At 53.2% G+C, this 12,240-nt stretch carries 9 protein-coding genes and 1 pseudogene; 4 read left to right on the top strand and 6 right to left on the bottom strand.

Features of this window, described 5'->3' with window-relative positions; genetic code table 11:
* Nucleotides 1-153: 153 nt before the first annotated feature.
* Genes NLK60_RS17655 through NLK60_RS17645 form a run of 3 tightly spaced genes read left to right on the top strand, consistent with a single transcriptional unit; the run spans nucleotide 154 to nucleotide 1,507 of the window.
* A complete protein-coding gene (locus NLK60_RS17655) occupies nucleotides 154-387 on the top strand; it encodes a DUF8139 family protein (protein WP_254810784.1) in 234 nt (77 codons plus the stop codon).
* 55 nt (nucleotides 388-442) lie between these two features.
* Nucleotides 443-937 (top strand): hypothetical protein, encoded by a 495-nt coding sequence (locus NLK60_RS17650; RefSeq protein WP_254810783.1) that lies wholly within the window; start codon nucleotides 443-445, stop codon nucleotides 935-937.
* Nucleotides 938-943: 6 nt separating this feature from the next.
* Nucleotides 944-1,507 carry a hypothetical protein gene (locus NLK60_RS17645; protein ID WP_254810782.1) on the top strand — a complete coding sequence of 188 codons (564 nt, stop codon included), beginning with the start codon at nucleotides 944-946 and terminating at the stop codon, nucleotides 1,505-1,507.
* 27 nt (nucleotides 1,508-1,534) lie between these two features.
* On the opposite strand, the gene NLK60_RS17640 is transcribed toward NLK60_RS17645, so the two are convergent.
* The 3 genes from NLK60_RS17640 to NLK60_RS19735 form a co-directional block, all read right to left on the bottom strand.
* A complete protein-coding gene (locus tag NLK60_RS17640) occupies nucleotides 1,535-4,603 on the bottom strand; it encodes a DEAD/DEAH box helicase family protein (protein WP_254810781.1) in 3,069 nt (1,022 codons plus the stop codon).
* Between the two features lie 3 nt (nucleotides 4,604-4,606).
* Entirely contained in the window at nucleotides 4,607-7,855 is a 3,249-nt protein-coding gene (locus NLK60_RS17635; protein ID WP_254810780.1) for a DNA methyltransferase, read from the bottom strand.
* Nucleotides 7,856-7,941: 86 nt separating this feature from the next.
* On the bottom strand, nucleotides 7,942-8,670 hold the full coding sequence (locus NLK60_RS19735; protein ID WP_254810779.1) for a hypothetical protein: 729 nt from the start codon (nucleotides 8,668-8,670) through the stop codon (nucleotides 7,942-7,944).
* Here NLK60_RS19735 and NLK60_RS19730 point away from each other — a divergent pair.
* Nucleotides 8,587-8,916, top strand: coding sequence for a DUF6610 family protein (locus NLK60_RS19730; RefSeq protein WP_425499090.1), 330 nt, complete (start codon nucleotides 8,587-8,589; stop codon nucleotides 8,914-8,916). The two genes, NLK60_RS19735 and NLK60_RS19730, sit on opposite strands and share 84 nt — an antisense overlap.
* Nucleotides 8,917-8,967: 51 nt before the next feature.
* Here the strand turns inward: NLK60_RS19730 and NLK60_RS17625 are convergent, their stop codons facing one another.
* The 3 genes and pseudogenes from NLK60_RS17625 to NLK60_RS17615 all read right to left on the bottom strand — a co-directional run.
* Nucleotides 8,968-10,407: a hypothetical protein gene (locus NLK60_RS17625; RefSeq protein WP_254810778.1), complete on the bottom strand. Its 1,440-nt coding sequence runs from the start codon at nucleotides 10,405-10,407 to the stop codon at nucleotides 8,968-8,970.
* Nucleotides 10,400-11,647, bottom strand: coding sequence for a hypothetical protein (locus tag NLK60_RS17620; RefSeq protein WP_254810777.1), 1,248 nt, complete (start codon nucleotides 11,645-11,647; stop codon nucleotides 10,400-10,402). Before NLK60_RS17620 ends, NLK60_RS17625 begins: the two co-directional genes overlap by 8 nt.
* Before the next feature lie 178 nt (nucleotides 11,648-11,825).
* Nucleotides 11,826-12,154: pseudogene (locus NLK60_RS17615) on the bottom strand (IS5/IS1182 family transposase); the annotation flags it as partial.
* Between the last annotated feature and the right edge of the window lie 86 nt (nucleotides 12,155-12,240).

Genomic DNA, 12,240 nt, shown 5'->3' with positions numbered 1-12,240 from the left:
TAGTGTACTACAAGATGCGGCGGGTGGTGCAGGCAATCAAGGGGAGGCCAACAGGAGTGACGCCTTAGTCCGGTGTTTACTTAGGCCTATAAAGACACATGCCACCTAATAGATGGCCCTGGAAACACCTGAGAACAGGACGGTGGTGAGGCGATGAGACGATTTGCCGAAGGTGATCGAGTTCGAGTTGATATTCCTGATGAGCGTGACCCCGACCATGCAACTTACCACGGGATGCATGGAACGGTGGTAGGTATTATGTCCGATGCAGCGGATGCCGTGACCGGTGACGAGCGAGACGCATATCTTTATCAGATCCAGCTTGAGACTGGCGAGCACGCTGACTTCCGGTGGCGGGATTTACGCCCACCTATTTCTCATAGATAGGGGGGTAGAGACTGAGTCAGTAGTTAATTCAGTATCATTACTCGAATAGTGCCACATGCCGATTGATGATCAGGAACTCCAGGAGTATTATCGGGAGTTTCAGGAGGAGTCGGGAGAGAAGTTCGCGAAGGCCCGGATCGAGAAGAAGCAAACCATCCCGGAGCTGCTATCTGAGAACGCGGTAACGCAACTTGAGGAAGGAGATGTCCGTGAACTGGTCCGGAACCTCTGGGCATTCCGGGGCTGGAGTAACAAGGATTACATCGTCGAGCAGATCCTGAATGACGGAGTCGGTCCTGTCCGCGACGCATTTCACGATGCGCTGTACGAGACTGATACCGTCGAGGAGAAGTTCGACATCTTGAACGAGAACGTGCATATGCTGGGTTCAGCCAGTATCACTGAAATTCTGACCTTCATGTATCCGGAACAGTGCGCGATCTTCAATCGACGGGCACGCGATGCCCTCGACGTGCTGAACTATGGTGATCAAGTCCCCGACCGTCTCACCTCCGGTGCGGACTACGATGCGTTTCTCGAGGTCATCTAAACGATCATGGAACGACTGGACCTGATTGGGGGGCCGGAATCCCCGGCCTTGGACATTCAGGATTACGTTGATGTCGACTACTTTCTGTTCTACCTCTCGAAACTTGACATTTATGAGCCCGGTGAGTCACCTGAGCATCAGGAACCCATCGAGGACTTCGACCATGATGAGATACAGGAAAAACTCTTGGACATCGGGAATGGTCTCGGCTTCGACGTGGAAGACGAATACCAGGCCGGCCCTGGTGCCCGGATCGACGTGCGGTGGAGCACTCGGGTCGCCAACCTCGGCGTCATCTCCTACGCGTTCGAGGTTCATCGCCGGGGAAGCCGCGACTCAGCAATCCTCAACCTCCAGAAAGCACAGAACGCTGATCCCACACTTCAGAAACTGGTCATTGTCTCCACCCAGGATCAGCTCGCCACCTTCGAAGATGAAATTGAGGCTATCAGCACCGACTTCAGCCAGTCTGTCTCCTATCTCGAAGTCAGCCAGGTCAACAAGGCTGTCAGCCGGCTCGCCGACCTCAAAGACATCCTTCAGGACGCCGGACTGATGGGCGAGTTCTGAGACAGTTCCCATTCATGGCCAACCTACCTACTGGATCTTGCTAAACAGCTGGCCGATATACGCACCGGGGTCATCCTGGAACAGGACATGGTGATCCTCGAACTCCTCTTTCGACAGGCCATGGGTCTCTTCTGCCTTGTCTGGTGAAGTGTTTGAGATAATAAATGATTCCAAGACAACCTGGTCGTCGTCTAACCGTTCTTGGATCTTTTTGACCGTCTTGTAGAACTGGATTTTCTTATGGTGGATACCGATGTGCTGCAATCCTTTCGGATCGACGAAGACGACTCGCTGCTCCGCCCCATTCTTTATCCAAAGGATGAAGTCGGGATAGAAGTTCCCGGCTTCAAAGAACCCGACTCCTTTCTGTGACAGATTCCGCAGGAGGAAGACCTGATCTCCATCTATTGCATCGTTCCAGTCGTTCTGGACGTAGTCACGCAGATCCTCAACAAATTTCTCTTCACCATTGTTGAGCCCAACCGGGCTGATCGACTCGAACTGTGGATCTGTCGTGAACAAGGGCTGATAGAGATGCTTGTCAAAGTAGACATTCGGGAAATCTTTCAGGTCACGTTCATACACTTCGGTAGCTTCTTCCAGCACCTCAGTCACGGTCTCGATAACCGCCTCGTTCGATTCGGGGATGGTAAGCGTATAGTTGTCGGGAAAGTTCCTATCCTCGGCATCCAAGGTCTGATAGCTGAGGTGCTGACTCTCCCAGCTCTCCTGCTTCTGGCTGTAAAACTCATCCACGTAGGATTTGAGAAGGATCTCGACAAGCCGCTGGATATCCTCGAGATCGCTGAACCCGTCCGGATTCACATCAGCCGGACGACAGTGCAGCGTGTACGCCTGCTCTTCGATGATCTCCCGGAGAACATCCTTGTCAAGCGCAAGGTTGGTCAACTCCTTCTGGCGTTTATGCTGCAGTATCTCGAAGTAGATTTCGTTCCAGTCCAAAAGCGGAATCACGGTATCCGGTATCGTTCGCTCCTGATCCGATTCCTCTGTCGCATGGGACGTCTCCGTAACACTCTCAAGAACCTGTACCTGTGGCCGGCGGTCAACACGGGGGCAGACATCTGAATCCAGCGTCAGCGCAACAGTCGCCTCCTGCTTAAACTCACGGTCATCATCCACTCGTGGTACTTTAAGCCCTTCATCAAGCAGGTCGTTCTTTACTCGGACTTCGAGATCGCGCTTCCAGTATTCCGGCTCGATTCCCTCCTCTTCGAGATACTCACGGAACTGTCGCATATAGTCTGCCTGAACGCCGAATATGTTCAGCGTCTCCAAGATCTCAATGTGTTCCGGCGGCTGGTCATCGGCCTTCAGCCGGCTACTCCGCTTCAGAGAGAACTCTTTGCCCTTGAGGCGGACGCCGCGGCCGAACAGTTGGATAACTTCGGAGCCTTCGCTTTTCCCGACGTTCATCAGCCCCATGTTGGACACGCGCCACGTATCCCATCCTTCGATAAACTTCTTCGATCCAAGGAGGATGTTCACATTGGAGTCGCCGTCCTTGATATTATCGAACAGTGACTGGGTGAACTCGTCCTCATCCTGAGTGATCTCTTCAGCATGATCCTCGACAAGGGTCTGGAATGCGCTGGTATCCCCGATATTGACAACGCCGAAGTAGGCATCGGAGTTGGCTGCCTTCACACCGAGTTCGTCGTCCTCTTCTTTGAGTTCAGCCACCTGCAGGTGAGATGGGCCTTCCACGTGGAACAGACAGGTAAGTGCGTCGGCGTAGATTTCCGCGGCAGTCAGTCCATGGTCGTCAAGATACGTGAATCCCTCTTCAAACACGTTCCTGCCGTCCGGTGATTCAAGTCCGGACGTCCCGTTGAGCAGTTCCTGTATCCGGTCTTCGGCCCACTCGGCATCACTCAGGAATCGCTGCAGGAACTGGAGGACGGTCAGAACATCAGACGTTTTCTCGCCGTGCCGTGTATAGATTGCGTTCACCCGACCACCGACAAAGATCCAGAGGGGACGTTCTAGCTTATAGTCCTTCACCGCTCCCTCGTTCTCCTCGTAATACCGCATCTGTTCGTAGAACGAGAGCAGGTTCCCGAGCAGCCAGGTATCGGTCACGTCTTTGGATACGTCCGTGTCCAGATTGAGGATACGGTAGTCCTTGCCGTAGCCGTCTTGAAAAAAATAGTTGTATGAATAGTCGAAGAGGATCGCTTTCGAATACTCTTCAAGAAGCGTTTTGTTGTTCGCGGCGTTGATCGCCTGTCCGAAGGTGGCGCTGTATTCAAAGACGAACCCATCGCTAACCACTTGGCTACGCTGGTCCATCCAGACATCGCCACCACTGCCCTTGTGCCCCTCATCAACAAACACGAGATTGTTCCCCTCAAAAGCGTCGACATTGACGGTTTTCTCCCCCGCTTCTTCATTCAGTTTGTGGATGTCGATGACTTTGACCTCCTGATCATCATTCGCAAACAGAGACCGCGCTTCCTTGTTGAAGGCACTACAGGGAATATTGTCCTTCCGCATCTCCTTGATGTGCTGCTCGGTCAGTTCCTCTCGCGGTGTGATCAGTATAATGTTGTCAAGATCCGCATCGTTGTACTGGAGGAACTGGTGATAGTTGATATGGAAGATGATCGTCTTGCCACTACCCGTAGCCATCCAGAACGCTAGCTTACAGAGGTCCTCTTTCTGATAGCTCAACACATAGTCCGCCCTACTGGTATTGGCTGTATTCCAGTCCTGGAGGTGTGCGTTGAGGTCATCCAAGAACTCGTCTTTCCGGTTGAAATAGGCGTCCAGATAAATCTCGGTGAAGAGTGCGGCCAGATACTGGAAATACTTGAGCTGGATCGGCCGGTCTCTAACTCGGTTGATTTTCTCCATATACTCCTTGATGTTGAGGTCATAGTCAGCAAGCTTCTGCTCCGGGATTTGCACACACTCAATCGCGGTGAGTACGTGGAAAAAGTAACTGTGCCCGTCCTCCGTGAAGCCCTCCTCAATGTCTCTTAATTTTTCCTGAAGATCATCGAAGTCATTCTGGCCAAATAGCTCATAGAAGTAATCACAGAGGACCAGCCGGTGTTCCAGACGTTCCGTCATGGTCTACGCCTCCATACGGTTCTTAAACACAGATTCCAACGACCGAGCATCGGAAACCACCGAATCGCCGTTGACATACACGAGATCCTCATCGCCATTCAGAAGCGTCTCTTCCACAAATGATTGCTCAGTCTCCAGGTCTAGCTCCTCGCTATTGCGCCAGATGACGGTGACAGTCCCCTCATCCCTGGAACCACGAACAACCCGGTATGTCCGGTTCTGATGCTCGTGTGACTCAACCGTTTCTACCTGCAGCCCCAGCAGATAATTGAACGTCTCGACTAGGTCGACGGTCTTCGTCGTTTTCTCTCCGTTTTGAGTGATATGGAGCTGGTATTCGAACGGGTGGCTCAGTTGATCGATGTTCAGCCGGGTCTCACTTTGTTGTGTCTCGAACTCGAGCATGTACTTTAAGAGATAGTCGTCAAACGTGTCGAGCGCGGCTTGTCCTTCGCCAGAGAACGAGATGTTGTCCAAGCTATCTTCATACGATTCAATCTCGTGATATTTGATTACCTGGGAGATCCCGTTCTGGTTTTGTGGCTCGCCATCATCCCATTCGGAACTGTAAGCCACCTTCTTGATCCGAGGCTTCAGGACAGTATCGAAGTAGTCACCCATCTCGACCAGGAGATACTTGCGATTACCGCTATCCTCCCGGTTGAGATCCATAACGGCGTGAGCAGTTGTACCCGACCCGGCGAAGAAGTCGACGACCATATCATCATCACGGGTGGCGGCTCTTATGAAAGACCGAATTAACGAGACAGGCTTCGGATAATACGTTTCGCTGTCCGGCAACAGATCGCGGAGTTCCCGGCCACCGTGTTCGTTCCGATGGGATTGCAGAATGGACGTCAGATACTCTGTTTCCATTTCCTCAATAGTGCGGTCATTCGTCGAGGCTTCTTCCACCCAAGTGGAAATCGGGTTTGCGGACTCCTCTGGATCATAATACGTCTTGAACCGGGGCCGCGTCATATTCCCGTCCTGCTCATCCGGCCAGATGATCATATCGTCCTCGATCATCTGTTCCATCGTTTTAGGATAGAACCGCCAGACGCGTTCCGGGTTTGCTTCGTATTCCTTGCCAGTCCGGGGATTCTCGATGGTGTAGTACTGGCCGGGACGCTGGTCTTTCCCCATACCGACGGTCAAATCGGTGCTCCGGTACATGCCACGCTCGTCCTCATACGGATAATCATCGGGATCCGGCGGGAGGCCGTACAGCAGGCTGTCGTCTCGGGACTTTGCATAGGTCGGGACGTACTCGTGATCGGGGGAGACTGGCTCATTCCGCATCCCGGTCGATGTACGACGCTTCCATACGAAACTGGCAATATGGTTCTCCTCGCCGAGTATCGAGTTCAATAGGCTGATCAGACGGTGGTACTCTCGGTCGTCGATACTGGAAAAGAGAACGCCGTCCTCACGGAGCAGTTCCCGGCCAAGTGATAGCCGATCCTGCATCATGCTCAGCCAGGACGAATGTCTATAGCTGTCTTTGTAGACAAACTCGTCGTTCCCCGTATTGTACGGGGGATCAATGTAAATGCATTTTACTTCTTCCCGATATTTTTCCATCAGAAGGTTTAGGGCCTGGAAATTCTCGCCCTTGACTAGAACACCATCAACTGCGTCATCCAAATTAGCGAACGTCGAAAGAAGTTCGTGTTTGAACTCATAGTCAAAGAACCGCGTGTCCACCATGAAATACGGGTGGTCTACCAAAAAGTCCTCATCAATTTCGGTGTCGTCCGTAAACCGGCCGAGGCCCTGTTCATCCTGCTCTTCGATTCGGTACAGCTCTCGCCATTCCGCGATCTGTTCCTCGCTCTCAATGATCTGTGAATAGAACCGGTTAGGAATATTCTCAAGAGATAGACAGTATTCTGTCTTCGTGACAAACTTTTTCTTCTCGTATAACTTCTTCTGGAACTCTTCGATCTGTGCCAGGAAGGTGATTATGCGCTGACCGATTTGCTGGACAACGTTCGCCCGATCTAATTCGGTCATCCCTTGAGATTCGCTTCCTTGGAGGCCATCAAGGTCTACTACTTCGTTTTTGATGTAGAACTCGAGTTCCCGCTCGAGGAAGCGCTGAAGATCTTTATGAATGAAATAGTCCGTCGTGTTCTTTGTTGTATACTGGTACAGATGGTAGTCCAGAACACGTTTGTCGCTCTGGTGCGCGCTCTGTGACAACTGGTTTTCGATGGAGTCAGGCAGTTCGGATAGAAGGTCATCTGCCACGTTGTTGCGGATATCTCGCTGCGTCGTCTGTGATCGTGATGAGATCCCGTACTTTTCGTAGTCTGCATCTGTTAACGGCCGGAATTCGAACAGAATCCGAAGTTCGTCCGCGTCGGCATCGTATCGTATTGGGTCGTCGTCATGAAGGACGAAATAACGATCCTCTCCCTTTTTGTCATCGGTTTCCACATGGGCAGAACGTAATTCGAAGGATATAGAGAGTTTTCTTACCCGGAACCGGTAGTTGGAGAATTGTTCGCTGGTTTTGATATAGTACTGATTTTGGTTTGCCCAGTAGAAATGGGTTTCCTCACCGTTATACGGGATTGCATACTTGTTTTCGGAAGAGTAGCGTCGCTTAGGGATGAAGTCGCCGTTCTCGTAATACCGGCTGAAGAACTTATAGAGATCATTGAAAACCTGGGCCTCGGTCTCCTGTGACACCTGATACGACTCGAGTGCCTCAACCGCCTCGATGTACCGTTCACCGACCGGAAAATCGCGATATTCCTCGTTTAACTGGCCCGTCGCATCTAGCGCGTCATCAGGAAGATTGTCGATAACGTCCTGTCTAGCGGCCTCCACCTCCAGTTCCAGTTCCTCGCGTTCTGCTTCGCTGAAGTCTTCGAGCCCGTCCTGCACTGCCTGAATGAGATTTTGCTCGATGAACTCATCAATCACATCCCGCTTCTGGTTCATAATCCGGTAGATACCGAAATCTAGATCTGCCGCATCGAACTGGAATAGGTCTCGAAGAAGCGACTGTAGCTTCCGCTGATTCTCCGTGACAGCGTCTGCTTCCCGAAGCCCTTCCCTGTCTAGGAACCGTAGAATATTGTCAGCAGTCGATGAGCCAATGCCACTGATTTCCTTGAGATCGGTCCGGTCTGCCCCAGCAAGATCAGATAACGAATTGAAACCTGTATCCCTGATATCTTCCAACGTTGACTGGCCGACCCCATTAACATCGAGAAGAGACTCCAGTGATTCCTGAACCATTACATCGTTTGTGCCCAAAGGAGCTATTTATATATTGTCTTCACGGCTGCAGACCAGGCCTAATGATATCGTGAAAATGTGTCGTATTAGTACCCGACACCATTAAAGGACAATTGGGCAAGCGAAACAACCTGTGCCGACGACGTTGAAATTCTTGAGGACTGGAGGAAAACCAGTGATATGGGATCGACTACACCGCAGCGAAGCAAGCAGACTACGTCGGGTTTCTTCACCGGCACTCGTATGCGACCGATGCGTACGAGCTCGGGTATGCACCGGGCGTCCGGGAGGATTATACGTACCCCTGTGAGGACTATCCGAACGTTGACCTGCCGGTTGTTATCCTTGACAACGATTTCCGTGATCCGGATGTGGATCGCTACATGAACCAGTTCAAGAAGTATGATCCGGCGGTAGCCGTTCTCGGCGAAGCGCATACGCCGAGGGAGGCCTAGACGCTGACTGAGGTCGCTCGCCAGCTGGACGACGATCATCCATACAAGGAGTTCATAGCCGGGTCGAAGTTCCGGGCCGCGTTCGATATAATTGACGACGGTGTGGTACAGGGCTATCCGATGGGATACTCCGATGTGCAGGCGGCGGACATTGATAAGATCAGTGCATGGCGCGGCCGGAAGGCCCACCTGCTCGGAGGAAGCCCGCACCGGTAGTACGCCGTGATCAAGACGTTGACACAGCCGACGCTCACCGATGAGCCTCCAGCCGATATCGTGGGGTTGGACTGGAAAGGGGTACAGAAAGCCGCCTACTCTGGGGAGCACTGGTATCTGGACGGCTGGCAGTCCGCCGATCACCCTTCGATTCGGGATACCGTTCGAACATCATTGCAGGAGATCAAGCGATTTTGGCAAGAGCAAGATGTGTGCCCTGACACCGAGCCGGGTGACCCGTATGGCCCGGCGGTACTAGAGCCGGACGAACCAGTATACGCTGGAGACGTCGGCATTATTGGTTCGCGGGTACAGCTGGAGGAATCGATCGTTAAAGCGTATGCCGACAGTACTCTGACGTATCGGACGGACGGAGCAAGCGTTTCTTGAGTGGCGGGAAGGACAGTAGGCCATGGCCGTGACGTGTACTGGCTGCTCCAGTTATTTGAAGTACCTACCAAGTATCTCCTTAATCTCCGCGTCTCTGTCGATGATATTCCGGAAGTGGGTGATGACCGTGTCCTGGTTGATGACGAGGAGGTCAGGGCGTTCCAGCAGGTTTATCTGGTAGCCTTCCTGAGAGCGGCCGACGATCCGGAACTGCCGCCGGAGATCGGTATTCTGGTCGGCATTGAAGGTGTCGCGGTGGAAGAAGGGATAGATGGCCCGCGTGAAACTGGTGCTACCGAGCTTCAGTTCGTTCGAGATGACGGACGAGAGGTAGGCGGCAAAGATAGTGGTGAGCGCGTCAAGGGTGAGTACCACCATGTACATGTTTTCCGCATACTCCTCTTTGATCCGGTCGAAGTACTTGATCTCCTGTCGCCCGTTGATATCGAGCACGACGAAGATATGTGCCACGCTGCCGTGTTGGAACGAGTGCTTCCGGGCGAGGTCGAGGTAGTTGTCGTGTTTTCCGCTGGCTTTTTCTTTGGCGAAGTTGGCGGTTTTCCCGGACTTCGTGTCGACGACGCCGAGCACCGGTTCATAGTCGGTATGCTTGTAGCTGCCTTGCTCCCAGAGGTAGAAGACATTGTCCGGCAGGTTCTGGCCCGAATCGGCTTCTCCACCCCGGTCCGGCTGCGTGGGGAACAGGTGCATGAAGACTGCTTCTGCCGTCTGTTCGAGGAGGTCGCCTGATCCCGGTTTGATTTCACCGTTTTCCCGCAACATGCGGATATTGGACAAGACCGATAGGATGTACCGGGGATTCGTGTTTGCTCGTTCGCGCAGCGTGTCCTGGGACGCCCCGAACCGTTGTTCTATAATGTCCTGTCCGAGGTTTTCAACTTCCTCGGCGGTTCTGAGCGTTTGCTTCAGCAGTGCGGGATTGTCGAGTTTGGAGAAGGGGACAGCCTGGACTAGATGGCCGACCGAGAACAGGAACTGGAGTTCGACGATATCGGTGATCTCGTCCTGGGGTGTAATCAGGAGGGCGGGCTGCCCCCGTTCGATCGCATCCTCATAGATCTGCTTGACCGTGTCGCAGTAGTTCCGGGGTGCGTAGATCAAATAGAGGAGCGTCCCGTGTGCTGTCTCTGCCTGCGCGAACCGCGGGAGGCTCTGGCCGTCGAATGAGGTCAGCGTTAGATTGAGATCATCGGCGACCGTTGCGAGCACCTGGTTCAAATCAGGAGCGTACCGCAGGCGATCGGCTGTCGGGATGGTTTCAAAATGGTTGTTATGGCACCGGATTTCGAACCGGTCGTCAGTATCGTCCACGATGACAATGCCTTCTTCACATTTGGGACAGGTTGTCGGCTCCTGCACGCGTTCGACGATGTACTCGCCTGGCTCGAGTGGGTCGGGCACCTTCTCAACGGGCACAGGCTTCCCGCGGGTGATGACCGCGTGGAGTGAGTCAAGCAGCTTGCTATCCATCGAGATCCCCCAGCAGTGTTTCGATCGCCTGCTTGTTTTCGGCCGCGATCCGGTTCCCGCGCAGCGGCTTCCAGTCGGCGGAATCGAGTTTGACCAGCTCGTTCTGGATCCGCAGCACCAGCCGGATGTTGTCCGCTTCAGCCTTCTCCAGATAGTCCTCGAAGCTGATCTCAATCCCCTCCACCGTTTCGAACAGCTCGTCCAGGTTATCCGCGATAATCGTGAATTCGTGGGTTCCGGTCGACTGGTCGTCTGAGACCGTATAGCCCACTAACTGGACCGACTGCAGACGCTGTTCCAGATCCTCCGTAATTTCCTCTGGGGTGTTCTGTTCATGAACCCGTTCGATGGCGCTCTCCTTCCGGGATTCGACAAGTTCCCGGACGGAGTCCGCGGTATCGGATTCATCGTCCTCTGCCGCCTGTTTTGCGCCGTGCTGGATCTGTTCGACGCCTGGCGCTCTTGTTTCTTCCAGCCGGACGAAGAGATCGTCAACTTGGAAGACGTGGGAGAAGAGATCCTCGAACGTCTCCTCCCACTTATCGGTTGATTTGGAGAATGTAATGCGTGTGCCGCCACCGGTGTCTTCGATGCCGACCGTGATGTTTCGCAGAGGGTAGTGCTGGCGACCCGTGATGGCTGGATTGACCGGACAGTCCTGTGACGCCGTCTTGCGGAACTCAAACGTATTCGCGTATTTTCGGCCGTATTCCTGGTGGATGTCGAGGGCCGCCGAGTCGGCGTCCGCATCGACTGTGATCGCCATCGGATCGAGCTTTTGCTCTTCTCGGTTCGTATGGTGGAGGAACCGAGTCACCTGTTCCTCGATATTCGAGAGGTCAAGTTCCTCGCCAAGCTGGAACTCCTGTTCGTTTTTCACCGCAAACAGTTCCGACCGGATGATCAACGAGTCGAGTTTGTCGACCAGATCCTCCTCATACAGCACCAATAGGAGTTCGTACCGGTTCTTGACATCCAGCTTCTCCCGGTCGATACCGAGGGACTCGTGCAAGTACTCTTCCCCGTATCGCCGGTTCACGTTCCGATCGCTCAGTTTCTCGTAGTCATCGAGAAACGCTCTGAGCTGGTCCTCGTGGCGGTCGGCGATGATCTCGATCAATGTCTCTTTCTTCCTATCAACGGTATCGCCCGAAAAGACCGTGTATAACCGGTCCAGAAACTCCTTTGACCGCGGTTGAAGCGTGTCTCGGAGCTCAGAATCAGGATTAAGAGGTTCCATCTTCCGTTCCTCCGGAATATATTGTGGAATTAACTCTCATGAGCGTGGTTGACGGGAAACACCGATTTACCGGACTAAGACAGCTCCTGACACCCATTACTGGTTATTCATATTGAGCACCTATTAATCTACTAGATTCTTCTACCATCTGATTAGTCCGCCAGCCAAGCGGCTGTTTCGTATGATCGGCGTAGTAGCGTGATGGCTGATCGCGGTCGAAGCCAGTCGAGTCGATTGTGACGTGACCAGTGCGTTTCTCGGCGAATCAGCCGAGAAACGCACGGTAGGTCTCCATCGGGATCTGTTCGAACCAGTCACGGAGGACGGTGAAGTGAGGGAGGCGCGTGAGCCCGATTTCTTCGAGGATACTGGGCATTTCGCTGAGCATGTTGATCGTCTGGCGGAGAGACTTCCCCTGCTCGATTCGGAGTGCTTGCAGAGTGAGCATCGTCCATTCGGCGAACCCGCCACCCCTTCGGAGTCGGCGGGTTTGTCCGGATTCTTGATGACTCTTTTAGCGTTCGCAACCGATTCTCAAGTGAAGAGGCGGAATTCCGAAGTCACAACACTCTTCCTCTTCGCTTTCTACGGAG

The sequence above is a fragment of the Natronosalvus amylolyticus genome, assembly GCF_024298845.1.
Lineage (GTDB): Archaea > Halobacteriota > Halobacteria > Halobacteriales > Natrialbaceae > Natronosalvus > Natronosalvus amylolyticus.
Note: the sequence above shows the minus strand (reverse complement) of the source record. Positions and strands in the feature narration are given on the sequence as shown.